Genomic DNA, 26,253 nt, shown 5'->3' with positions numbered 1-26,253 from the left:
TTGACGTCAGTCCCGCTTCAATGAATCCACCGGGTTCATCAAGGCTGCTTTGATGCTTTGGAAGCTTATAGTAATGAATGCGATAACAATAGCGATGGTCGCGGCGCCGGCGAGCATCCACCAGCTTATTTCAATCCGGTACTGAAAATCCTGTAACCATTTATTCATGAAGTACCAGGCTACGGGGATGGAGATTGCAATTGAGATCATTACCAATCTTGCAAAATCCTGAGCTATCAATGCAACAATCCTTGCTACCGAAGCACCAAGCACCTTTCTTATTCCGATTTCTTTTGTTCGTACTTCGGCCGTAAAAGTTACCAAACCGAAAAGACCAATACAGGCGATGAAAATCGCAAGTCCTGTAAATACAGCGAACATCTTCGCCATTCTTATTTCCGTCTTAATGGTTTGATTGAACGCGTCGTCAAGAAAATAGTACTCGAATGGTCTTCCGGGATAATACTTCGCGAATTTTTGTTCAATTGCCTGAATACTACTTTTCACATCTGCTTTGGTATCAAGCCGGGCGTAAAGTATGCCGCCGTTAGAGCCAGCTGCTTTATCAAAACTGCCTGGATCGGTTTCAATCATCAAAGCCATCGGCTTAATGCCGTCACGAGGAGATGTAAATTGAAAGTCATTCAGAACGCCAGCGACTTCATCCAAATCGTTAACAGACTTCCCTATCGGTTTTTTCTCTATATCAAATGCCTTTACAGCTGCCTCATTCAGCAACACATGTTTTCTGCTGGTAAATGTCCCTGATGCAGGAGCAATTTTCCATTTAATACCCAGCGTTTTAATAAATCCAGGATCAGTTACTATGTAATACAAATTCACTTTCTTGTTTGTACGTGAATCCTTGATAGACCAAATGTTATAACTCCGAAAAAGCCCGAGATCAGTAATGGATGCACTCTGCACCCCGGCTTGTTGGACCAGTTCATCCTTTAATGCAAAAAGATGCTGTATGCTGTCATTCGTAACTGGGATAGATAAGACTTGATCCTTGTACAAACCCAATTCTCTATTCTGCATATAAGAAACCTGATCTTTAACTATCATGCTGCAAATAATGAGTGCAGTTGAAACTGCAAACTGAAATACCATAAACAGTTTTCTTATCGATGACCCTTGCTATTAAATCTGTCATAACTAAGCTCATGCATTACAAAAAGCAAGATGAGGAACGAAACTGCCAGTCCTATTGCAAGTCCGGCGACATTAATCAGGGAATAAGTCTTGTTGTTGATGAGATTGCGAAACGCAATCTTCAAATAGTTCAGCATCATAATGTAGTGTGTTAAGTTGTTCGATATTCCGTTACTCCATTCTCTTTTACTCCCGCTTCAATGAATCCACCGGGTTCATCAAGGCTGCTTTGATACTTTGGAAACTGATCGTGATGAGGGCGATGATGATGGCGGCGAGGCTGGCGGTGAGATAGATCCAGACCGGGATTTGAATGCGATAGGAGAAATCTTCCAGCCATTTTTCCATGAAATACCAGGCGATCGGCAGGGAAAAGACAATCGACAACAATACCAGTCTGATAAAATCTTTTGATAATAAAGTAACAATCCCCGCCACCGACGCGCCCAGAACTTTCCGGATCCCGATCTCCCTTGTGCGCGTTTCGGCAGTGAATGTAACCAGCCCGAAAAGTCCCATGCAGGCGATGAAAATGGCTACGCCTGTAAACAGCGAGAACATTTTTGACATGCGTACCTCCGTCTGGAATGTTTCGTTGAATGCATCGTCCAGGAAGTAGTACTCAAATGGTTTGTCCAGTTCGTACTTTTTGAAGATCCGACCGATCGCTTCCACATTTGCCTTGATATCGGCTTTGGGATCAAGGCGGGCATAAAGTATTCCATTGGAATTGGAGTATTTGAGGATATTGGTCGTATCGCTCATCACATAAAGTCCCAGCCCGCGTATACCTTCCCGCGGTGAGTTATAGTGAAAGTTTTTGACGATTCCGGCAATTTCATCCTTGTCACCCAGCTTCTGCCCTACTGGGTCCCCTTTTATCCCCAGCTCTTTGATCGCGGCTTCATTGAGCAGCACATAGTTCCGGTTTTTATACGTGCCCGGCTGGGGGGCCACTTTCAGTTTTAAGCCCAGTGTTTTTACAAAATTCTTGTCGGCCACCATCGTGATCAGTCCCACGTCCTTTTGTGTTGTGAAATTTTTCAGGAACCATATGTTATAACCTTTAAAAAGCCCCGAGTTAGTAGCCGAAACGCCATTTACCCCGGCGCGCCCGCGGATCTCATTCCGCAATGGAAAGTAGTTACCGGCAAGTGACTGGGTAATGGGAATGGCAAGCACCTGATCTTTGTAGAAGCCGAGCTCTTTGTTTTGCAGGAATGTAAGCTGGTATTTCACAACCAGGCTGCACACGATCAATGCAATTGAAACGGTAAACTGGAAAACCATAAACGTCTTTCTGACCGCCGCACCACTTTGTCCGCCAGAGAGGCGGCCTTTTAGTACCTCCAATGGAGCAAATCCCGACAGTACCAGTGCTGGATAGCTGCCCGCGAAGATTGCGGTGATTACCAGCAGCACAATCAGGAAAGTTATAAAGGGCGGCGACAGCAGGAATGCAGCGTCTATATGCAGGCCAAGCAGGTTATAAAACGGCTGCATCAGCAGGTTGACGAGCACAAAAGACAGCAGGAATGCGATCGTGCAAACCAGGACCGACTCCATGTAAAACTGTGTAACAAGGCCCTTTTTACCTGCGCCTACTACCTTCCGCACACCCACTTCTTTCGCGCGTAAAGTGGAACGGGCTGTGGTAAGACTCATATAATTAAACAGTGCGAGAAACAGGATCAGCAATGCAATTCCTGCAAAAACCGGTATCATCCTGCCCGCTCCTATCCCTTCAAAGTTGTTTCCCAAATGGATTGTGCTGAACTGATCGAGCACATACTTTGAGTCTTTATCAAAAAAATCGGTAGTACTGCTAAGCTTTCCAATCCGGTTTTCCACATTGCGCGCCGACTTTTCCGAGTCAAGCAGCAGGTAAGTGGTAAAGACACCTTCATTTTCATAGAGCGCTTTGTTCTGTTCGCTTATCTGTGGGAAAGTACTGGCAGCAGTAATAAAATCGAGGTCAAATGTGGAGTTGGAAGGCGCATTTTCAATGATACCGGTGATTTGCATCGGATGTTTTCCATCGTACAAAATCGTCTTTCCAATGGGATCGGCTGTGCCGAAGTACTTATGCGCCGCCCGCTCGGAAATCACCAGCGTAAACGGCTTGTCGAGCGCGCGACTGCTTCCTTCCTTGAACGTGAATGAGAATACGGAGAAAAAGGAAGGATCCGCAAAAAGGAAATTTTCCTCGTAGAAAAGCTGGCCGGTAGCCGGCGATTTCATTACCACTTTGTCATAAGCTTCTTTAATCCGCACAAAATCCTTTACGTGCGGCTCCGTCCTTTTCAATGCCGGACCAACCTCCCGCTTAAACCCGGTCATTTGAAGATCATTGCCGTCTATCCTGATCTTGGCAACAAGCCTGAATATGCGTTCATGGTTTGCATGGAACTTATCAAAACTCAGCTCGTGCATGACGAAAATGAGGATCAAAACAGAAACGGCCATTCCCAAAGCCAACCCGGCAATATTGATCACCGAGTAGGTCTTGCTATGTACCAGCGTCCGGAAAGCGATTTTCAGATAGTTTTTCAGCATAGTTCTTATTTTTAAGGAGGAAAGGGAAGAAAGGGAGGAATGAGGAAAGGGATTTATATTAACTTAAATTCGTCTATTCTCCATCCTCCATTTCTTACCATTCTCCATTTCTTACATTCTTCCCTTCTTCCTCCATCCTCCCCTTCCTCCCCTTCCTCCTTTCTCCCTTTCCTCCATTACTCCGACTTCAAAGATTTCACAGGGTTCATCAATGCTGCTTTCACACTTTGGAAACTGATGGTCAGCAATGCGATCCCAACCGATATCAGGGCTGCAAAAAGGAATACGCCTATGTGAATGCTTGTATGGTATGCAAATTCCTGCAGCCAGTTGTTCATTGCCCACCAGGCAACGGGCGAGGCAATCAGGATAGCGATGGTTACGAGTTTCAGGAAATCGTTGGAAAGCATAATCACCAGACTTGATACCGACGCGCCGAGTACTTTCCGCACACCGATTTCCTTGGTCCGCAGCTCAGCCATGAACATCGACAGTCCCAGCAAGCCCATACAGGAGATCAGGATTGCGATACCTGCGAAAATGCCAAAGAGCATTTGCTGTGTCTGCTCGCGGGCATACAGGTTTCCAAAACGTTGATCAAGGAACTCGTAAGAAAAGGGCACTTCAGGATATTGTTGCTTCCATACTGTCTCGATATGCGCAAGCGCTTGCTTCACATTGCCGCCAGAAATGTGTACGGACATCCAGCCCAGCCTGTCCGGCTGGCAAAACATTACAATGGGCGCAACTTTCTGATGCAGGGACTCGAAGTGGTAATCTTTGGTAACGCCGATAATCTGTCCACGGATTTCACCATATCCAAATCTGGCACCAATTGCCTCCTGCGGGTTTTTCCAGCCCAGTAGCTTCACGGCAGTCTCGTTGAGCACAAATGCATTGGTGCGATCTGTCGGAAACTCGCGCGAGAAATTCCTTCCGGCTGCCATTCTGATCTGGTAGGCAGGGATAAAGTCTTCATCCACACTGAGTGATTTGATGTTAATATCCGACGGTGCCATCGAATCGCCCTTCATCACGTACGCTTCCCAGGAATCGAGCAGCCTGCCTGAGGGTATCCGCGACGAGCGTCCCACTTCAATGATGTTACTGCCCGATTTTAACCTTTGTTTGATACTCTCATAGTTGGTACTGGAATCGCTACCTGCCTGCAGGAGCACCACCTGGTCTTTGGAATAACCCAGATTGTAATTCTGCACGTAGCGCATCTGATTGTAAACTACAGTAGTGCTCACAATCAACACAACAGCAATGGAAAACTGCGTTACAACGAGGATTTGACGCAATTTTCCGTTTTTTAATGCGGAAGACACTTTTCCCCTGAACACGCTGAGCGGCTGGAAAGAAGTCATGAAAAACGCGGGATAGCTGCCAGCGATCAGTCCGGTAAACAAGGTAATGGCGATGAGCACCGACACAAAAACAGGGTCGAGAAGCGCTGTGAATGTTAACTGCTTTTGCGTAAACTGGTTCAGCAAAGGCAGGCAAAGCGTGACGGTAACCAATGCAAAAATGAGCGATATGGTCACCAGCAGCATCGATTCACTTAAAAACTGCCTGATCAGCTGGTGCCTTACTGCGCCGATCACCTTACGCATTCCCACTTCCTTCGCCCTGGTAGCCGACTTGGCAGTAGCCAGATTCATGTAGTTAATGCAGGCGATCAGCAGGATGAAAAGCGCAATCGCAGAAAACAGGTACACGTATTGAATATCACCGTTTGCTTCAATTTCCGAATCCATGTGCGAATGCAGGTGGATATCTGTCAGTTTCATCAGGTCCAGCCGGGAGTAGGTCGACGCGCGCGGATCTATGTGTTTGTTCTGAAAAGCCGGGAATGCTTTTACGAGCTTCTGAGGATTGTAGCCGGCGGGTAAAAGCAGGAAGGTAGAAAATGAATTGTTGCCCCAGTTGGTCCTGAGTCCCTCTGCGCCATAAACGCGGTCGTCATTGAGCGTTGAAAACGAGATCAGGAAATTGGGATGAAAATGGGATTGGGAAGGCAGCGGCTCAAAAACACCTGTGATCGTATAGTCAAGCTGATTATCCAGTCGCACGATCTTGCCCATCGGATCTTCCTTCCCGAAGTATTTTTCCGCCATTGGCCTGGAAAACAGGATGGAGAACGGGTTTACCAATGCATTTGCCGGGTTACCCTGTTGCAGCTGGAATGTAAATACTTTAAACAGATTGGCCTCGGCTGCAAATACATCGTCTTCATTAAAACTCTTCTCTCCATAGCGAACATTGGAACTCACATCCAACAGCCTGACTACCTCCTCTACCTCTGGGAAATCCTGTTTGAGCAGCGGGGCAAAAGGCGGCGCTGCGTGACCCAGACGCAGCGATTCAGTCCCGTCTTTTGACAAAAACGTTCTTGAAAGCCGGTAAATCCGGTCTGCATTCACATGAAACCGATCATAGCTCAGCTCATCCTTTACATATAGTGAAAGCAGCAAAAAACAGCTAAGTCCAATAGTAATGCCGGCAACATTGATAAAGCTGAAAGCTTTATGCTTGAACAAGTTGCGAAGCGCGATTTTGAGATAGTTCTTGATCATTTTCTTGTTCGTTTTAATGTTGGAAGGAAAGGGAGGAAGGAGGAAAGGGAGAAAGGGGGAAAGGAAAAAGGATGGTAAAATCCCCTTCCTCCATCCTCCCTTTCCTTCCCTTCACCACTAGCTCCCCAGTGCTTTCACCGGGTTCATTAATGCGGCTTTGATACTTTGGAAACTGATGGTCAATATCGTGATAATCATCGCGATAAGTGCTGCCAGCGCGAATACGCCGGGGCTGATCTGAATGCGGTATGCAAAATCTTTGAGCCACTCGCTCATGAAGTACCAGGCTATCGGCGAGGCGAGTACGATGGCAATCACGATCAGCTTGATGAAATCACGGGAAAGCAGCAGGACAATACTTGCCACAGATGCTCCCAGCACTTTCCTCACGCCGATTTCCTTGGTACGTTGCTGCGAGATAAAGGCGATCAATGCGAACAGGCCCAGACACGAAATGAGGATTGTTACCAAAGAAAACACTTGCAGGATCGTGGATACCTTGTTTTCGGCTGCGTACATTTCGTCAAACTCCTGGTCTAAAAAATGGTATTCAAACTGCCGGAGAGGGAAATTGGCTTTCCAGCTTTTTTCCAGTGTGGCAATGGCGTCGGAAGCTTTGCTGGCTGAAACCTTGACCAGCATTTTACCGAAATAGCTGTATTCAGGCATGATTGCGATCGGTCCGATCTTTTCGTGGAGCGACCGGAAATGGAAATCCTGCGCTACTCCTTTAACTTTTCCGTGGCGGCCATTCAGATTAACCAGCTTACCGATTGCATTCTCCGGTGTCCATCCGAGCGCTTTTACCGCCGATTCATTTAATACGAATGCATAAGACCGCAGCTCGGCACTATCCAGACTGGCCTGTGCGACGTCGGCATCACTGAAATTTTCACCGGCAACGAGCTTCATTCCCATTGTAGGCACAAAATCCTTTTCAACAGGTATTGCAGTAATGTTCATGTTAAAACCTGCCGGTTTGTCCGCTGCTGTGATCGAGTATCCTCCCTGCACATTGAGGGGCGAATCGTATGAAGCCGTTACCGACTGGACAGTGGCATTGTTGAGCAGCTCGCTCTTCATAGCTGCCAGCTTGCCGGCCGATAACCCCGAACTCATATCCAGCACGATAATCTGGGAGGGATTGATACCCAGGTTTTTGGTTTGAATGTAGTTAAGCTGTTGATTGGCAATAATGGTGGCGATGATAAAGAGCATCGATATCGTGAATTGAAAAACCACCAGGAAATTCCGCAGCCCGCCATTTCCGGTGTGGGAAAGAGGCATTCCTTTCAAAACCTTCACGGGCTCAAAACCTGAGAGTACTGCAGCAGGATACGCGCCCGAGAGCAGGGTAACCAGCAATACCAAACAAAGCACGACGAGCTCAAAGCTGTAACCCGGCCACACTGCGAGATCGAGTACTTTGCCGGTCAGATTGCTCAGTCCTGGCAGTAGCAGGATTGTAGCCAGTAATGCGATAATGGTGGCTGCAAAGGTGATCATGCCGCTCTCAAAAAGATGCTGGCGGAACAACTGCATTCTTAAAGCACCGATCACTTTACGCACGCCAACTTCGCGCGCCCGCACCGCCGAGCGCGCGGTAACCAGATTGATAAAGTTAATGCAGGCAATCAGCAGGATCAGGACCGAAATGCCAGAGAGTATGTAAATGTATTTGTAATTGCCGGCAGGTTCCGGACCGTTTGTTGCTTTGGAATAAAGGTGGATATCAGCGAAAGGTTCCAGTACCAGGCTCAGTTTAAAGTTTGCATTCTGCGGGTTATTGATGTTTTTATTTACATAATTATCCACTTTCGATTGTAACGCTTTCAGATCGGCATTAGGACGAATCAGAACATAGGAAAAATCGTTGGCTGAATCAAATACCTCGTTTTTAGAGCGGGAAAGCGTACTGTAACTGCCGACCCAGTTGAATTTAATGTGCGAATAAGAAGGTACATCCTTGATCACGCCCGTCACCTGCAAGGTGAGCCGCTCATCCATTTTGATAGACTTTCCAAGCGGACTTTCACTTCCGAAAACCTTCCTGGCTGTGGTCTCGTCAATCACGACCGAGTTGGGAGCAGATAATGCAGTGGCTGCATTGCCTTCAATGAATGGAAATGGTAATACGCCGAAGAAAGAAGAATCGGCAAATACTACTTTACGCTCGTTGAATGAAGTATTTTGATATTGTACAGAAACCGCTCCATTGCCACTGTAAGGATATATCCGTACCGCTTTTTCGACTTCTTCAAACTCCCGCGCAAACAGCGGCGCAATGGCCGTAGGTGTCATGGCAATGTACTCCGCCGTACCCTCGCCAGGCTGGTAAAACAATGCGACTCGCGCAATCCTGTCCGAATTGGGTTGAAAACGATCGTAACGCAGCTCATGCAGCACGTAGGTCGCCAGCAAAAGGAAACAGCTTATCCCGATTGCAAGACCAGCAATACTGATAAAAGAGTTCGTCTTGTATTTCCACAGACTGCGAAAAGCGATTTTGAGGTAGTTGCGGAGCATGTTGGTTAGGTTTTGGTGGTTGGCTGTTGGCTGTTAGGTATTAGCTGTTAGCTGTTGGCTGTTAGTATTTTGGCTTGGGATTAATTTGAGGGTGGTTAACAAATTTATGCCACCTTGCTAACGAACTGTTTTTCAAAGCATTATCATACCTGCTGCGTTCGAAAACGGACAGTTACTTATGAGGTCGAACGTGCATTCTATCGGGTTACTTTATTCCGCGGGTTGACGCTGAAATTACTTGCACATTAGTAGTACATAAACTTGTGCATTAGCAATGATTAAATTTGTATATTAGCACTGTATTAATCTATATATCTGCAAAAAGTAAAGGAATGATACTTCAATCGGTACTGCTGAATGTGATGAACGCGCAGAAAGCGAACCTTGACGAGCTTGATGCAGGGTTACGCCGGCATACTCTTACCACATTACCCGATGTATCGTCACACGCATTGATCGTGTCAGGTATAAGGCGGTCAGGGAAAAGTACGTTGTTGTACCAGCTGCTAAAAGAAAAACACCCGGAAGCACTATACCTCAATTTTGAAGATACGAGGCTATACGATTTCGAACCTAATGATTTTGCAAGGGTTGATGCAATCGTTAAAGACTCGAACACCAAAGTTTTGTTTTTTGATGAAATACAAATCATAGACCGCTGGGAAAGTTATGTCAGGCAAAAGCTGGACGAAGGCTGCAAAGTGGTAATTACCGGTTCTAATGCGTCATTGCTCAGCCGCGAGCTGGGCACCAAACTAACGGGCAGGCACATCACGAAGGAACTCTTTCCATTCTCTTACAGCGAGTTTCTGACTTTTAGGAAACAAAAACCTTCGAAAGAAACTGTCATGGCTTACCTGCAGGAAGGCGGCTTTCCTGAGTATGTCAAATCCGGGTTGGAAGAAGTATTGCATCACCTTTTCGAAGATATACTGATCAGGGATATCGCTGTCAGGTATGGGGTCAGGGATGTAAAAACGCTACAAAGACTTGCCTTATACCTCATATCAAATGTGGGTAAAATGGTGACAGGCAATCGGCTGAAAAGCGTTTTTGAAGTTGGCTCTACCAATACGATAATGGACTATCTGTCTCACCTGGAATACACTTACCTGTTTCATTTTATACCAAAATTCAGTTACTCGGCACGAAAGCAGCTGGTCAACCCCAGGAAAATATATGCAGCCGACACCGGACTGATCAGTGCAAACTCCGGCTCGTTTTCCGACGATTTTGGACGAAAGTTTGAAAATATGATATTCCTGCATTTGAGAAGGAGTTACAAGGAAATTCACTATTTCGCTGAAAAAGGGGAATGCGATTTTGTAGTTGTCAACAAAGGCACAGTGCAGCAGGTAATCCAGGTTTGCTATGAACTTACACCAGATAACCTCGACAGGGAGCTGAATGGCCTGTTTGAAGCAATGGCGTTTTTTAACCTGACAGCCGGAACATTGGTCACCTTTCACCAGTCTGACAAAATAGAGCGTGACGGAAAAGTGGTTCACGTGATCCCGGCACCTCAATTTTTAATATAAAACCCGGCAGCCTCATGCGAAGTGCCGGGTTTGACTACCACGTTTAACTACCGCTCTGTACATCGTCATTGCGGATACCTCTTTTATTTTTCTTGATCGCCTCTTTTAGCTTCCCGAACTTGTAGTTGAGACTCATATTAAATGTCCGGAAGTAGTCCCTGCGGGAATCAACCTGGTCGAAATCCGGTCCCGATGTTTCTCTCCGCCATTGACGAAATTTGGTAAAGGGATTGTTTACGGCCGCCGAGAGGGAGAGCTTGTCTTTCACAACATCTTTATTGACACTGAAAGAATAGCTTGTCATCGCATTGTTAATCCCCTGCAAATTGATGTTACGTCCATTGATGTTCAGGTTGGCATTCACCCGCCAGTCCTTTTCCAGCCGGTAACCTGTTGACACGGAAACCTGCGACATAATCCCCTGATTTGTAACAGGTATATTGTTGACAACCCCGCGAACCTTACCGTGTGCGGCTCTTGCATTCAAACTGAAATTCCACTTTTTAGTAATCGGGTAATTGACATTTACCATACCCATAATCAGGCGAGCGGTTCCGGTATTGGCATAAGATGTGCGCGTGATATCAGTTTCAGGATCGTACACGGCAACGCCGAATATCAGGTCGCGGAATGCAATGAGTCCCCCGCCAAAGTTGATCGACCCTTTCTTTGATATACTGTAAGTCAGCTGCACATCATTTACAAAAGCAGGACGGAGGTTAGGATTTCCCGTACGCTCGAAATTGGGATTAGAGCGATCAATAAACGGGTTCAGTTGCCAGATACCCGGCCGCTGAATGCGCTGTGAGTACCCGAAGTTGAGCGCATTGTTGTTTTTCAGTTTCCTGTTGATCGAAACGGACGGGATCACATTGAAATAGTTTTGTTTCACTTTCGAGTCCGTAGAAATGAAATCTGCATCCACTACGGTCTGTTCAACTCTCACACCTGCTTTCAGGCTCCATTTCTGCAGATTGTACTGGTAGGTATTGTATGCGCCAAATACATTCTGGGTGTTATTGAATTTGTTGCTCATTTCATTGTTCACCACATACCGCCCGCTTTCAGGATCAAACGTATCATACTGAAAATCGCTCCGGTTGGTTCGCATAATGCCTTTCAACCCCGCTTCAATGCTGAGCTTTTTGACGGGATAAACATAATCTACCTGAATGGTCTGTTCCGAAAAGCTCTGATCGTTGACCTGCCGGTAATCGGGCAGATTGAAGTTGATTTCTTCCGAGACAGTCAGGTTATTCTTTTGAGTGTTATTGAAGCCATAATAGCGGTACGAAAATGTAAGCAGCCTGTTTTTGTCAGCCCTGGAAGTCCGCTGGAAATTGAGCGCAGCGTCCATTCCTGTTCCATCTCCGCGGTTGTCGTTCTCAATGCGGTATCCTTCCAGCGTTTCGCCCTGTTGGCTTAAAGCCGAGGTCTGAAAACCTGAGCCCGTTGACTTGCTCCCATTCACATTAAACTGAGCGCTGAGCAGGTTAAGGGTGTCAATTTCATAGCTAATTTCGTAGCCCAGGTACCCGCTGTTGTTTCCCGATCTGGAAAAACCATCCTGATTCAAATCCGACTTCACTTCACCAAATGTGCTCCTGCTGACCATATTGCGCGTTGATGGCGTATTATACTGGCTTCCTCCCACCAGTACTGTCATACCGACCTTTCCAAACTTTGCCGCAAAAGAGCCTCCAAAGCCCGGACCGCCAACCGGAAACTTCTCACTCACATTGAGCGAGCCGCTGTAACCGTTATCTACTTTTTTGTGCGTGATAATGTTGATAATCCCCGCCAAACCTTCTGCATCGTATTTGGCTGGCGGCGTCGTGATCACTTCAATGCGCTCGATAGAAGAGGCAGGCATACTCCGGAGTACCTCTTTGTAGCTCCGCTCCATCATGCTCGACGGTTTTCCATTGATCAGGATTTTAAAATCCGCATTTCCTTTCAGCTGAATGTTTTCATCCCCATCTACCGACAGGTAAGGCACTTTGCGCATCATATCAAGCACGCTGTACACTTTACTTTCAGGATCGGCCTGCAAATCGTAAGTAATGCGGTCGACCTCCTGCTTTACGATCGGCTTCACGCTGGTTACCGTTACCTCTTTTAACCCCACCGTGGAGGCAGCCAGGTAAACTGTACCTACATTGTGCTCCTTCCTGGCCGGGTCGCTCAGGTCTGCTGCCATAATCCTGGTTTTGTATCCCACTCCCACAAGCACCACGGTGTATTTGGCAGGTTTCAGGTTTACGAACAGGAATGATCCGTCTGCTTTGGTAAAATCCGCCTTTACCGGCGTTGTTTCATTGATCATCAGGTTCACTGTAATGAAATCCATCGGCTTTTTACTTGCCGAGTCAGCCACAATGCCGAGTATCCTGGCCCCGTCGGCTGATTGTGCGGAGGACGTAACGCAGGTCAGGCCGGAGACCAGCAGGGATAGGAGAAGAAGAAGTAACGCTTTCATCATGAGTTTTTTAAATGGCTAATAGATTCAAAATGGCAATGAAGTTCCAGCAAGAGATTTTGGCTCTTTTAAAATGATCGGGATGTACCGGAAGTTGTTTATTGACTCAATGCACTGACTAAGGCATTCGAGATCAATAACATGGAAGCAAATGTATACTAAGGTACTTTGTGATGCAAGGTACTATATGAAAATTTCAATGATTCGGGATAAGTGGTTAATTTTGGAAGCTGAACGGCAAGGCATTGTAACTTATCAAGCTGTTGGGCAGAAACAACAAAGGCCAGATCTTGCGACCTGGCCTTTTCAATTTCTCATGGCTATCTACCCTTTGCTAACTATCCTCTCCAATTGTTGCGCTTGCCTGCGTGCTGGTAGACGAAAAGTCGCTGGCGCTGCACCGGGGTGAGCAAGGAAACGATTTCTCTCTGTTTCTCTTCTTCCAATCTTCTCAATCCCTGGTAAGAGCGGCTGCGTTTGTTGCCTGCAGCAATGCGATCGTATTTATTCTCGATCTTCTTGATCTGGTTTTCCTGCTTGCGGGTCAGTTTTACGATGTTGTCAAGTCGGTTGATCTGAAACTCTTCATAGGAGTTATCCACTCTCGAACTACCGTTTTTGATCGCAGGAATTTCGTGGGCTTTGTAGCGTTGCGCAAAGCTGTTTCCTACTGTCAACGTTATGATTGTCGCGATGGCTAAAATGGTCTTTTTCATGGTTTCCAAATGTTTAAATTGTTCGTTTATGTAGGTTAGAAGCCATTTTGGCAACTAAGTTTAACCGACACAAACACCCAATCTGCCAAAGCCCCGCCTTTGCCTACCACCTGCTAATTCTAATCGACGAATGGTTACTTTAAACTGACCGCTCGCACATCCGCCGCATTGAAGTAAAAGTCTGATTACCGCGATTTTGTATATTTGTAAAAACACTACATCATGGCAGAGGACGTAAAATTTCAAACTGGGAAGATGGCGAAAGAGCCACGCGCTATGTCGTCGCATGAAAGAGAAAGCTGGCGTCGGCAAATTACCGGTAATGCGAAGGAATATCTGTTTTCAATCGGTCAGCCACTGGTATACAAGCGTGATGATGGCCGTGTTGTTGCTGAACACAAAGACGGAAAAATCCTGATTGTCCGGTGAATATATTCCTGATCGCAGGTCCTCCCGGAATCGGAAAAAGCACGAATGCAAAAGAATTAATTCCGAAAGGCGTGCCCATCATTGATCAGGATCTTGCAGCCTACCAGTATAAGCAGAAAGGGTTTGACAACTATAAAGACATTGCCTCGATTGCAACCAATGCGTTAATCCGAGATTTTGTCTTCAATTCAGCAGACTTCGCCCTGGAATTAAATCTTGGCTTTCCGTCACACTACACTTACCTGCGCTCAATTCTGGCATTGACTCCAGATTGTCACCTCAGCCTTATCCTTTTCTATACGGACGATATCAACCTTTGTCTTGACCGCGCAAAAATCCGCCACCTCAACGGAGGTCACGAGGTAGTTCCTGCAACGATTGAAACAATGTATCACAGTACAATGCCTTTGTTTCAAGAGAACAGGATACTATTTCAGGATGTAAGACTGGTCGATGTTACTTACTACGCAATCACGGAATTAACTGCTGAGGATGCTGTACCCGATTGGGTTAAATTAAACCATTTGGGCACATACATCCTCTAAAATCGATATGAGTGCATCCTATTTCACTCGCTCGCAAAGACCTTTGCCTACCACCTGCTAATTCTAATCGACGAATGGTTACTTCAAACTGACCGCTCGCACATCCGCCGCATTGAAGTAAAAGCGTGATTGCCGCGATTTTGTATATTTGTTTATAGCCAAACATACCTTGCGCGATGAGAAATGTGATTAAAGGAATTTTCGAGAATGGGCAAATCACCCTCAATGAAAGACCTCCTGTTGAGAAGAGAACAGCTGTACTCGTGACATTCATCCCTGAGAAAACACTTGCACCCGCAAAAAAGCGACAAGCAGGCGTTCTCAGTGGAAAAATAAAGATGTCCGACGATTTTGATGACCCAATTGATGCGTTTAATGCATATAGCTAAATGAAAATTTTACTAGACACACACACATTACTTTGGTTTTTAGAAGACAGTCCAAGACTCTCGAAGAGGACCAAAAAGATGATTGAAACTTTCGAGAACGACATCTACGTAAGTGTTACCAGCTGGTTCGAAATCTCAGTGAAGATCTCAATCGGAAAGCTCGAATTACCAGACTCGCTACGGGAAACCATTTCAAAATCGACGCTCAGTCAAATTGAAACAATAGGGATCACAGAAAATCATACAGTCACATACGGACAACTGCCGGTCTTTGATAACCATAAAGATCCATTTGACAGAATGATTCTCGCGACCGCACTAACAGAAGGCTACGCGCTGATTTCCGCTGATCCCAAATTCAGTTTATATAATAAGTTAGTACAGCTGGTCTGGTAAAAAATCCCGGATATCCCCACCTCATTCACTCCTTAAAGATTTCACTGGGTTCATCAGCGCAGCTTTAATTGCCTGGAAGCTCACTGTGATCAGTGTAATTACGACTGCAAGCAATGCAGATACTGCAAAAACAACCCAGCTCAACTCAATGTGATACTCGTACTTGTCGAGCCAGTCAGCCAGGAAGTATAATGCGATGGGCGAAGCAATGACGCAGGAAATCAGCACGAGGTATACAAATTCTTTCGAAAGCAAACTCCACATCTGTCCCACACTCGCCCCCAGCGTCTTGCGGATCCCGATTTCCTTCGTCCGCTGCTCGGCCGTATAAGCCGCCAATCCAAACAGTCCAAGACAAGAGATAAAGATAGCCAGCACCGCAAACACCCGCGCCAGCTTACCAATCCTCTCTTCCGAGCGGAATTTAGCCTCGTACTCTTCGTCTGCAAATTTGAACTCAAAAGGAGAATCCCGATCGTGCTTCCGGAAAACGTCACCTACTTTCTTCAAAGCTTCGTCTACCGGCTTGCCCGGAGCCAGTTTGACATTGATCAGGCTACCCCAGCCATAATCCATCAGGAAAATAGTAGGCACAGCAGGTTCATAAGGCGACTGCATTACCATATCCTTCACAACACCCACCACCTGCCGGGGTTTTCCATTATACCGGATAGTTTTACCTATAATATCCTTAATGCCAGTAAGCTTCACAGCTGATTCATTCAGGATAAATCCGGTTGAATCCGTGGAATATTTACGTGAGAAATCGCGGCCTTTCACAATTTTCCAGCCGATTGTTTTACCAAAATCATGCGTGCAGGCAATCGTACCGAATAGTGGCACAGAACCAGGTTCCATTCCCTCCCATTCAAAACCGATCTGGTTTGAGTAGATACCTGTCGTAGGACTGGACGATTGGCTCATTTCATAAACCACGCCTGTTTTAAGCAGATCGTCGCGCAGTGTGGTGTACTTTCCATAAAGGTTCGGCGTCATGTTTATCTGCAATAGCCCCTGCCTGTCATAGCTTACGGGCCGGTTTTTTGCATGCTGTATCTGCTGGAAGACGATAATTGTACCGATAATCAGGGTAATGGACACTGTAAACTGCATAACCACCATAACCTTCCGCGGCACCGCCGACCATTTGCCTACCTTGAACGTACCTTTGAGCACAGCGAGCGGATTGAAGGAAGACAGGTAGAATGCGGGGTAGCTGCCCGATACAAAGCCCGTAACCAACGAGAATACAATGAGTAGCAGCCAGAATTGCGGCTGCAAAAATGGGAAGCTCACCTGCTTGCCGCTCAGTGAATTAAATGCAGGTAGTGAGATCAATACAATCACTATTGCCAGGACTAGCGCAAAGCACACCACCAAAAACGATTCGCTCAGGAACTGGAAAATCAACTGACTCCGCAACGATCCGATCGACTTCCGTATCCCCACTTCTTTTGCACGCTTTTCAGAACGTGCGGTACTGAGGTTCATGAAATTGATACAAGCCAGCAGCAACACGAAAATGCCGATAATGCTGAAAAGCCAGACGAACTGGATTGCGCCGCCTATATTTTTTCCGTTTTTGAAATCCGAATATAAATGCCAGCGGCTCATCGGGTGGAGCATGTATTGTGGCTTGTCGGTCTTCGAAAATGCGTGCGGCAGCTCTACGTCGCGGATTTTGCGTGATACCTTTTCAATGTCGGCATGATCGGCTACCTGTGCGAAAAACTGCCAGGAGTGGTTACCCCATTGCGTTTCGGCTTCTTTTACCCAGTGTTCGGCTTGCAGATAATCGCTCCACGGCATCACCAGGAAGAGCTCGTTGAAGTTGGAGTTGAACGGAACATCCTTAAACACACCCGTAATTTTTACATTCCTCTTAATATCCACTTTCAGGGTCTTGTTAAGCGGATCTTCATTCCCGAAAAGCGCCTTCGCCACAGACTCAGCGATAATGATGGAGCCCGGATCTTTCAATGCAGTGTAGTCGCCGCGCACCATTTCAAGCGAGAGCATCTGCGGCAGCGAAGGCTGCGCCCACATGCCCGTTTTGTTGATCTTTTTATCCCCATTCGCCAATAAGTGCCCGAAGTTCCAGGAAGCGAGTGAGGTATATTTAAAATCAGATCCGTACTTGGTCGCCATTTCAGTGACAGCCGGGATCGATACCGCAGTACCTGTGCCCGTTTGTCCATTGAATGTCTGGCTGATCCAGGCCTGCACGATCCGGTCGTAGTTCTTGTGGTATTTATTGTAAGAAAGCTCATCCCAAACCCATAAGCCGATCAGCATGGCTACTGCTATTCCAACCGCCAGTCCGACAATATTAATTAAAGAGTAAACCTTGCTTTTCAGCAGGTTTCTCATCGCGATTTTTAGATAATTCCTGATCATGCCGACTTGGATTGATTGTTAGGGTTTAGTTAGATAAATGGATGGGCCCTGCTGCACAACAGATACTTACTTTGCTTTGAAAGTTGCATGCAGCAGGCCAATCCAGAAAATTATTCACTTCTTAATGCGGTAACCGGGTTAGTCAATGCAGCCTTGACACTCTGGAAGCTGATCGTAATCAATGCAAGTACTACGGCGCTAAGCCCGGCGACCGCGTAAATCCACCAGCTGATACTGATTTTGTAGGTAAAATCCTGCAACCAGTCATTCATGAAATACCAGGCGATCGGAGAAGCGATGACCAATGCCACAATCACGAGCTTGATGAAATCCATGGAAAAAAGTCCGAATATGTTCAAGGCCGAGGCACCTACTGCCTTCCTGATCCCCATTTCTTTGGTACGGGATTCAGCCATGAAAGCCACTACGCCGTAAAGTCCCATACAGCCAATGAAAATCGCAATCCCCGAGAGTATCCTGAATAGCTGGAACAGCTTGTTTTCTTTGTCGTAAAAACTATTGAGTGTTTCGTCAAAAAACGAGTACGAGAACAGATAATCGGGATACAATGCTGTCCATTCCGCCTTGATCCTGTCAATCTGCTGCGGGCCTGCGCTTTTGTCCAGCTTCACACTTAATGTTCTGTATCCGCCCATTGCAGTAACTACGCAGGGAATGATTTCACGGTGCAGACTAAACGTATTGAAGTTTTTAACAACACCTACAACCGGCAGCTTGAACTCGCTCCCACCTATCGTCAGCCGTTTTCCAAGTATATCCTGTGGATTTTTGAAACCCAGTTTTTCCGCAAAAGCTTCATTCACCACATACTCTCTGATCGTATCCGAAGGCTGGTACATTCTGCCAGCTACCATTTTGAGGTTGTAAGTGTTAAAATATGCCGTATCCGCCGGCCGCATCACGACTCCAAAGTCAAGCGGTTCAGGATCGTTTTCATAAGTAAAACCGGTTTGCCAGTTGCTTCGCGACATGGGTGTAAATGCGCTGAAACTATACGATTTCACACCCGGCATTTCAGCCAGCTTTGATCGCATTGCATTGACTTTCCCCGCGTCCACATCAGGAATGCCGATCGTGAGGATTTCGTCTTTGCTAAAACCAAGGTCCAGATTACGGAAGTAGTTCATCTGACTGTTCGCGATCAGAGTGCCAATCAGGATAACCTGCGATATGGCAAATTGCAGCACGATTAATCCCCGGCGAAGGTTAGATTGTCCTTTCCCGCCTTTGGATACTTTCCCCTTCAATGCAAGGATCGGCTGGTAGCCGGATACCACCAGCGCCGGATAAAATCCCGCAAGTAATGTAACAATTACAGTCAATACCAGGCAGAACAGCAGAATGCTGGGATCGGCAAAGAACAGCGCACCTTCTGCATTGATGTCCAGGATATCCGAGATATAGGGTAAAACCAGCTGCGCAGAAAGCAGTGCCAGTAAAACGGACAATGTGGTGATCAGCCCTGTTTCAGAGAAATATTGACGCAAAAGCTGGCCTCTCGTACTGCCCAGCACTTTACGCACACCTACCTCACGAGACCGCCGCAATGCCTGCGCAGTTGCCAGATTGACGAAGTTGACACAGGCGGTAATCAGGATAAATATGCCCACGAGCGACATTGCCCAGATCATCCCTTTGCTGATCGTGCGATTGGAGTAGTTGCCGATTTTGGTTGCAAAATGGATCTCATTCAGTGGTTGAAGCACAAATCTGGACTTTTTAGCTGCTTCCGGGTCGCGGTACTTCTTGCTGAAAGCATCAAGTTGTTTTTCAAACTGCTCTTTGCTGATATGGTCTGGCAAAAGCAGATAGATCTGTCCGCCGCCATAGCTCGAAATCCAGTCGTCCCAGTTCGTAAATGCCCCATAGTCTTTCAGAGAAGCAAACGAAAGCATGGTTTTGAATGGAAAGTTGGTTGTCACAGGCGGATCTGCGATAATACCTGTTACAGTAAAGCTTCGGTGGTTCTCAACCAGGATCGTTTTCCCCATCGGGTCTGCATTGCCGAAGAACTTTTTAGCTTCGGAGTTAGCAAGTACAACCGAGCCGGGATTTTGCAGTGAGGTTTTGGGAGAACCTTTCAGCCACTTATAATCCAACAGGTTGAAATACTCAGGACCGATGAATGCAACGGTATTTCCGGGATCTGAAAATTTTTTCTTTTCTGCACCCGTTCCAATCGTGATCAATGCACTGCGCAATGCATAAGTACAGGTAATCTGTTTTTTAAGCTCTGGAAAATCGTTTCCGAGCGCACCGATTGCCGGCATTGGCATACCGGTATTAAATCCCTTGTCTCCGTCGGCAATGCTGTGGTTCAGGATACGGAACACGCGATCTGCATTCTTGTGGTGCTTGTCATAGCTCAACTCAAACCGGACCGTAAAAAAGATCAGCACACAACAAGCAAGCCCTAGTGTGAGCCCGACAATGTTGATAACCGTAAAATTCCAGTTGCGGCGCAGGTTGCGCAGTGAAGTAACTACATAGTTTTTTATCATGGCTGTTTTGGGATGAAGGAAAGGGAGAAAAGGGAGGATGGAGGAAAGGGAGGATGGTAAAGACTTCCTCCTTCCTCCTTCCTCCTTCCTCCTTCTTCCATTCTCCCTCTATTCCGATTTTAATGATTTAACAGGGTTCATTAATGCTGCTTTGATACTTTGGAAACTCACCGTTGCTACTGCGACGATCACTGCTGCCAGACCTACAAAAATGAAGATCAATGGATTGATGCTGATCCGGTAAGGGTAATTGTCCAGCCACGCCTGCATTGCAAACCACGCCAGCGGAGTTGCGATCAGAATTGCTACCAGCACGAGTTTGACAAAGTCTTTGGACAGTACCAGAACAAGACTGGCAATGCTCGCCCCAAGCACCTTGCGTACCCCGATCTCCTTTGTACGTTGCTCAATTACAATCAGCGCCACAGCAAACAGGCCAAGGCAGGACAGGATAATCGCCACCACCGAAGCCAGGCTGAACACCTGCGACATACGTTCTTCTTCTTTGTACCAGGCATTTGTATTTTCATCCACAAACGAAGCATTGAAATCCGATTCAGGTGAGATTTCCTTCCAGGACGCTTTCAATTTATCCATTGCGGTTCTTAAACTATTCGGCGCAACTTTGACAAATATGTAGCTGATTCCGCCCGAGGGTGAAATATGCATGGTAATCGGCTTCTTCTCGTTTTTGGAAGAATAAAGGTTGAAATCAGAAACAAGTCCGATGATCTGATACTTTACACCGGCTGTATCTGTCTGGAAAAACTTACCGATCGGATCTTTCTCTCCGATCATCTTGGCCATACTTTCGGTGATAATAACGCGGTCCAGCGAATCTGTCGGGTAAGCCGGATCGAACTCGCGACCTGCGAGCAGCTTTATATTCAATGTTTTGAGATAATCGTAATCGATCTGCAGCCAGTCGGTCGAGACTTCCCTTTCCTTGAAAGTAAAACCGATTACGCTGCGGGAAGTGCTTCTGTCGAGCCCGATACCGAGGTTAACTCCGCTGCCGGTCATGCTCAGTACATTGGGATCATCTTTCAGCAAATTTCGCAGGCGGCGCAATGCTACCTGCCCGTCCACCTTGCTACCCACCGGAATACTGATCACTTCTTCTTTTTTGAACCCGAGCGGCTCTGTGCGTAAGTGATTAACCTGTTGCACGGCGATGATGGTACAGCAGATCAGCAGGCTTGACAGGGTAAATTGGGCAACAATGAGTGAATTGCGTAGTATACCTGGTTTTTTCAAAGATACTTTGCCTTTCAAAACCTCTACTGCATTGAACCGCGACATTTGCCAGGCGGGATAGCCTCCTGCAAGCAATGCAACAAATACAAACAGCCCGATGATCAGCGCCAGCTTATCAGGCTCGAAAATGTAGCCGAGACTTAGTTTGGACTGGAAAGTTGCATTGAAAGAAGGCAGGAGCAGTACGGTAAGTGCGATACCAACCAGAAATCCGAAAAAGCAAATGATACCCGCTTCCGCCCAGATTTGCAGGAAAAGCTGTTGTTTTAATGCGCCCAGCGACTTTCTTACGCCTACTTCCCGCGCACGGATGAAAGACCTCGCTACGTTCAGATTGATGAAGTTAAAAGAGGCAATCAGCAGAATGAAAACCCCAATTGCCATCAATGCATAAATCAATGCAATGGGCGAGCTGCCCGCCAGTGAAGAATCGAAATGTACATCCTCCAATTTGGTGAGCCGCAATGCAAAGAGATCGCCTCTTTCGTCCGGCTTGGCTCCTTGTTTTTTCAAACTTGTAATGTTGTCGCTGAAATATTTGGGGGTTAACGAACGCAGCCTTTTTTCAAAAGCAACCTGATCAACATTGGGTTTGAGTTTCACGAAAACAGGATGTGAATGCGCGTCCCATTGATCTTTTTGTTGCTGGTAACCACCTGCATTCTCAATCCTGACAAATGCATCAAACTTGATCGTCGAATTTTCCGGAAAATCTTTAAAAACACCTGAAACGATATACTGCTTCTTGCTTCCGTCGAGCCCTACCTCCAACTGCTTTCCGATGGGATCTTCCTTCCCGAAAACATCCTTCGCCATATCCTCGGTGATAACGATATTACTCAGGTTGCTCAATGCGCTTGCCGGGCTGCCTTGCATCAGCGGGAAGGTGAAGATCTTGAAGAAATCTGCATCTGTAAACTTGATCTGCTTATCGAAGTACCTCCCGTTATACTGCACCACATCGCTTCCATTCAGAATGCGCGCGGCGGCTTCCACTTCGGGGAACTCCGCTTTCAGCGCTGGTGTAAGCGGCAGCGGCATTGAGCCGGACTTACGCGCTTTCTCCGCCTCATTCGAGAAAAAATAAGTTTGATAAATGCGCTCCTTATCCTTGTGGAAATCGTCGAACGACAGCGCGAAGTAGGCTGTGAGGAACAAAAAAGCACTGATACAAAAAGCAACAGAAAGCCCGGTAACATTAATAAGCGCATAACCTTTGCTCTTCCAAAGGTTCCGCATTGCGATTTTGACGTAGTTTTCGAACATAGCGTTATTGGTTTTGAAGAGGATGGAGGAAAAAGAAAAACGCTTCCTTCGTCCTTCCTCCCTTTCCTCCATCCTCTCCCCTATTCACTTTTAAGAGATTTCACTGGATTTGTAATTGCTGCTTTGATCGCCTGGGTACTTACTGTCAGCAATGCGATCACAATAGACATGATACCTGCAACCAGGAACATCCACCATTTGATATCGATCCGGTAAGCGAAGTCTTCGAGCCATTTGTCCATCAGGTACCAGGTCAATGGCGTGGCGATTACGATCGAGACAAGGATCAGTTTGATAAAATCACCCGAAAGCAACGCTACAATGCTTGTTACCGAGGCGCCGAGTACCTTTCTGACGCCAATCTCCTTGATCCGTTGCTGCGCCGCGAATGCCGCCAGCCCGAACAATCCGAGGCAGGATATCAGAATGGAAATGATCGTGAAAGAATTTACAATGCGCCCTGTGCGCGCGTCGGCGGCATAATTGCGCTGGAAATCTTCATTGACAAAACTGAAACTGAAAGGTTCGTCCGGCACCAGCTCTTTCCATTTGGATTCCACAAACGGCAGCACGGTGGTCACCTCATTCGTATTGACGTGTGCAATGAGATAATTGAAGTAAGTATTGCTTTGCAGAAAAAACGCGTAAGGTTCGATCACCTGGTGCATATCCGCGAAATGGAAGTCTTTCACTACACCGATGATCTCGATCGGAACAGGTACATTCCCGCCAAACCGGTCGTCGAAAAACAGTTTCTGACCAACCGCCTTTTCCAACGGAACTCCGAACTTCCGCAGCGTAGCCTCGTTTACGACCATTTTCATGTTAGTATCACTCGGGAATTCCTTTGAGAACATCCTTCCTGCAAGCGGAATGAAGCCCATTGTTTCAATAAATTCCGGTGCAACCCAGTTTGTTTTAACGGTATTGTCAGTCGCCGCGCTTTGACCAGGCAGATACACCTTCATATCGCTTGGATTGAGGATACCAGGATAATAAGAGGTACCCGCTGCCGCGCTGATCTGGCTGTTTTGCAGCAGCTCGTTTCTCAACGCTGTATACACTTTGCGGGAATCCTCACTTCTGAATGCGATTACAATCTGCTGGTCTTTATTAAAGCCAAGAGGCTGTTCCCGCATGAACTTGATCTGCCGCTGAATGACGATCGTGCCAACTACCAGACCAATGGAAATTACAAACTGAAATACCACCAGTCCGCGACGCAAAGCGGTAGCAGATACAGAATTCACGAATTTGCCTTTGATAACATCCAGTGGATTGAAGAGCGAAAGGAAAAAAGCAGGATAACTGCCTGCGAGTAGTCCGGTGATCAATGCCAGGGCGATGAATGCGAGGATAATCTCAGGCCTGAGCAGGTCACTGATGTACAAGGTTTTATCGGCCAGCTGGTTGAAGAACGGAAGACAAAGCGCCACAGCCAGCACAGCGATGATCAGCGCCAGAAAAGTGAGCACCATCGATTCGCCCAGGAACTGACCTACCAACCCAGCTTTTCCCGCGCCCATTACTTTCCGCATCCCTACCTCGGCAGCGCGTTTGGCTGAGCGTGCAGTAGCAAGGTTCATGAAGTTGATGCAGGCGATCAGGAGCGTAAATAGTGCAATGCAGCCCAGAATGTAAAGATACGTAGTGCTGGTAGTGGGAGTTACAATTTTATCAATAACATTGAAAAGGTGAATATCGGGCACAGCAAGCAAATGCAGCTTTTTCTCAAAGCCGGCGAGCTTCAAATCCGCTCTTGCGTATTTGTCTATGAAGGAAGGCAGCTTTTGTCCAAACTTCTCTGCGCTTGTCCCGGGTTTCAGTTGCAGGTAAGTGTAAAACATGTTGTTATTCGTAAAATCCTGCTTCGACTCCCGCAGGTAATCTCCTACCCAACCTGCCTGCAGCGACAAAAAGTAGCGCGCGTCGATGTGTGACCTGCGGCTTTCGTCTTTATAGACCCCGGTAACCCTGAAAACCTCATTATTCCCCGTGCGACCTCCTACTCTGATGTTCTTGTTTAAAAACGGTCCATTGCCGAACAGCTTTGCAGCTACTTCCTCGGAAAGCACAATGGAATGCGGGTCTTTTAACGCGGTGTGCGGATCGCCTTCGGTAAATTCATAAGAGAACATATCGAAGAATGCCGGATCTACGTGCGTACCTTTTGTTTCGTAAAAAGACCGGACTGTTTTGCCGGCTTCCTCAATTTTAAGGAGTGTTTTGTCTTCCAGAAAGTTCTGCCACAGGCGGGTTACCTCTACTACTTCCGGGAATTCGGATTTTACAGCCTGTGCGTAAAGCGAAGGCGCGCGCGGATTATCCATTTTCTCACCATTTGCCTGCACATTCTCGCTCCTGAGAAGATACAAATCACCTGCATTCCTGTGGTGTTTGTCAAAAGCAACTTCACTGAGTATATACAGCAACAGGAGCATGCAGCAGGTCATGCCGACTGACAGCCCAAATACATTAATGGAAGAGAACAGCTTACTTTTAAGCACATTTCTCCACGCGATTTTCAGATAATTTTTAATCATGGCTAACGGATATTGGAAGATTTGCAAACTTCTGTTATCCGTTAGTGAATTATTATACCAAAGCAATTAAACACACTACAACATATTGATTAACAATGCGATAAGTCCGGTTTTAAACTAAAAAAGTGTCCGCTTTCGGACACTTTTGTTCGGTATTGGACTTTGGCTGTCAAGGCCTTAAAGGCAGAATTCTGACTTTCAGTTGGCGACAAGTTCATATCAATAAGAACCTTCATGCAACCAGAAAGGGGAGTTCCATTTCCTCAGAACGCCAGGCGGCGTAACTTAATGCTTCTTTGATATCTTCTTCTTCAAGATATGGGTAAAAATGCAGTATCTCTGCAAAGCTGCTTCCTGATGCAACCAGATTAACAATTGTACCAACAGTTACCCTCATTCCCCTGATACAAGGCTTCCCGCCCATGATTTTGGGGTCAAATGTAATTCTCTCTAAATACATCCCAGCCTCATTTGTTTTAATTAAAAAAAGTACTTAATGTCAGATATAAACTCCGCCAACTCACTTCTCAAAGTCGATCATAAATTCGAGACTTTGACTTCTAATAAGAAAACGGCTTTTGATGTGTACTTCTTACGCGGATGATCTTTACTGCTTTTGCTGCTTCGTCTATATAGTATGAAATGCGTATTTTGTTAATCTCAAATGCCCTGTAGAACCGCTCGATCATTTAGCGGAATGCTTTTCCACGTCTTCATGCGTTATAAAGGAACCACTGTCAATGCGTTTAAGTGCGTCATCAAGTTCCATGTTATATTCTTCCAGGGAGTTTTCAAAATCCCGGCTATGCTCCTTTTTAAGATTCAGAAAGGACTTAATTACGCTCAATAAAGATTTTTTCTCTTCATCTTCCAATAAAGGAAGGTAAAGTAAAATCTCCGAGTCAATTGTTTTAGCTTCCATCATTTCCGCTTTTTCTATTAACTACTTCAATTTAATCA

General features: G+C 46.3%; 17 protein-coding genes. 5 read left to right on the top strand and 12 right to left on the bottom strand.

The annotated features are described in order from the left end of the window. Nucleotides 1-6 precede the first annotated feature (6 nt). The 4 genes from ASG33_RS05410 to ASG33_RS05390 all read right to left on the bottom strand — a co-directional run bounded on the left by ASG33_RS05410 (nucleotide 7) and on the right by ASG33_RS05390 (nucleotide 8,816). Nucleotides 7-1,041 (bottom strand): ABC transporter permease, encoded by a 1,035-nt coding sequence (locus ASG33_RS05410; RefSeq protein ID WP_162242726.1) that lies wholly within the window; start codon nucleotides 1,039-1,041, stop codon nucleotides 7-9. A 300-nt stretch (nucleotides 1,042-1,341) separates the two neighbouring features. After that, nucleotides 1,342-3,711, bottom strand: a complete 2,370-nt coding sequence (locus tag ASG33_RS05400; protein ID WP_056281147.1) for an ABC transporter permease — start codon at nucleotides 3,709-3,711, stop codon at nucleotides 1,342-1,344. Between the two features lie 176 nt (nucleotides 3,712-3,887). Beyond that, the gene (locus ASG33_RS05395; RefSeq protein ID WP_056281145.1) at nucleotides 3,888-6,290 is read right to left on the bottom strand and encodes an ABC transporter permease; all 2,403 of its coding nucleotides are present in this window, start codon (nucleotides 6,288-6,290) and stop codon (nucleotides 3,888-3,890) included. A 117-nt stretch (nucleotides 6,291-6,407) separates the two neighbouring features. Continuing rightward, entirely contained in the window at nucleotides 6,408-8,816 is a 2,409-nt protein-coding gene (locus ASG33_RS05390) for an ABC transporter permease (protein WP_056281142.1), read from the bottom strand. Between the two features lie 332 nt (nucleotides 8,817-9,148). Here ASG33_RS05390 and ASG33_RS05385 point away from each other — a divergent pair, with 332 nt between their 5' ends. After that, nucleotides 9,149-10,354: an ATP-binding protein gene (locus tag ASG33_RS05385; protein WP_056281140.1), complete on the top strand. Its 1,206-nt coding sequence runs from the start codon at nucleotides 9,149-9,151 to the stop codon at nucleotides 10,352-10,354. A gap of 43 nt (nucleotides 10,355-10,397) precedes the next feature. On the opposite strand, the gene ASG33_RS05380 is transcribed toward ASG33_RS05385, so the two are convergent. After that, complete coding sequence (locus ASG33_RS05380) at nucleotides 10,398-12,836, bottom strand: outer membrane beta-barrel family protein (protein ID WP_229238561.1); 2,439 nt, start codon at nucleotides 12,834-12,836, stop codon at nucleotides 10,398-10,400. A 335-nt stretch (nucleotides 12,837-13,171) separates the two neighbouring features. Then, complete coding sequence (locus ASG33_RS05375; protein WP_056281138.1) at nucleotides 13,172-13,549, bottom strand: hypothetical protein; 378 nt, start codon at nucleotides 13,547-13,549, stop codon at nucleotides 13,172-13,174. Between the two features lie 222 nt (nucleotides 13,550-13,771). Between ASG33_RS05375 and ASG33_RS05370 the strand changes: the two genes are divergently transcribed. The 4 genes from ASG33_RS05370 to ASG33_RS05355 all read left to right on the top strand — a co-directional run bounded on the left by ASG33_RS05370 (nucleotide 13,772) and on the right by ASG33_RS05355 (nucleotide 15,308). Beyond that, nucleotides 13,772-13,978, top strand: a complete 207-nt coding sequence (locus ASG33_RS05370) for a hypothetical protein (protein WP_056281136.1) — start codon at nucleotides 13,772-13,774, stop codon at nucleotides 13,976-13,978. Continuing rightward, nucleotides 13,975-14,523, top strand: a complete 549-nt coding sequence (locus tag ASG33_RS05365; RefSeq protein WP_056281134.1) for a dephospho-CoA kinase — start codon at nucleotides 13,975-13,977, stop codon at nucleotides 14,521-14,523. The genes ASG33_RS05370 and ASG33_RS05365 overlap by 4 nt, the downstream gene beginning before the upstream one ends. 176 nt (nucleotides 14,524-14,699) lie before the next feature. Then, nucleotides 14,700-14,912 carry a DUF2281 domain-containing protein gene (locus ASG33_RS05360; RefSeq protein WP_056281130.1) on the top strand — a complete coding sequence of 71 codons (213 nt, stop codon included), beginning with the start codon at nucleotides 14,700-14,702 and terminating at the stop codon, nucleotides 14,910-14,912. Continuing rightward, complete coding sequence (locus tag ASG33_RS05355) at nucleotides 14,913-15,308, top strand: type II toxin-antitoxin system VapC family toxin (protein WP_056281128.1); 396 nt, start codon at nucleotides 14,913-14,915, stop codon at nucleotides 15,306-15,308. A gap of 21 nt (nucleotides 15,309-15,329) precedes the next feature. Here the strand turns inward: ASG33_RS05355 and ASG33_RS05350 are convergent, their stop codons facing one another. From ASG33_RS05350 to ASG33_RS05325, 6 genes are all read right to left on the bottom strand, one after another. Continuing rightward, nucleotides 15,330-17,705: an ABC transporter permease gene (locus ASG33_RS05350; protein WP_056281126.1), complete on the bottom strand. Its 2,376-nt coding sequence runs from the start codon at nucleotides 17,703-17,705 to the stop codon at nucleotides 15,330-15,332. A 110-nt stretch (nucleotides 17,706-17,815) separates the two neighbouring features. After that, the gene (locus ASG33_RS05345) at nucleotides 17,816-20,227 is read right to left on the bottom strand and encodes an ABC transporter permease (protein ID WP_056281124.1); all 2,412 of its coding nucleotides are present in this window, start codon (nucleotides 20,225-20,227) and stop codon (nucleotides 17,816-17,818) included. Nucleotides 20,228-20,335: 108 nt separating this feature from the next. Then, nucleotides 20,336-22,750 carry an ABC transporter permease gene (locus tag ASG33_RS05340; RefSeq protein ID WP_056281122.1) on the bottom strand — a complete coding sequence of 805 codons (2,415 nt, stop codon included), beginning with the start codon at nucleotides 22,748-22,750 and terminating at the stop codon, nucleotides 20,336-20,338. 80 nt (nucleotides 22,751-22,830) lie between these two features. Next, on the bottom strand, nucleotides 22,831-25,293 hold the full coding sequence (locus ASG33_RS05335) for an ABC transporter permease (protein WP_056281120.1): 2,463 nt from the start codon (nucleotides 25,291-25,293) through the stop codon (nucleotides 22,831-22,833). 232 nt (nucleotides 25,294-25,525) lie between these two features. Further along, a complete protein-coding gene (locus tag ASG33_RS05330; protein ID WP_056281118.1) occupies nucleotides 25,526-25,753 on the bottom strand; it encodes a DUF433 domain-containing protein in 228 nt (75 codons plus the stop codon). Nucleotides 25,754-25,978: 225 nt separating this feature from the next. After that, entirely contained in the window at nucleotides 25,979-26,218 is a 240-nt protein-coding gene (locus tag ASG33_RS05325) for a hypothetical protein (protein ID WP_229238560.1), read from the bottom strand. Between the last annotated feature and the right edge of the window lie 35 nt (nucleotides 26,219-26,253).

The sequence above is a fragment of the Dyadobacter sp. Leaf189 genome (assembly GCF_001424405.1).
Taxonomy (GTDB): Bacteria; Bacteroidota; Bacteroidia; order Cytophagales; family Spirosomataceae; genus Dyadobacter.
Note: the sequence above shows the minus strand (reverse complement) of the source record. Positions and strands in the feature narration are given on the sequence as shown.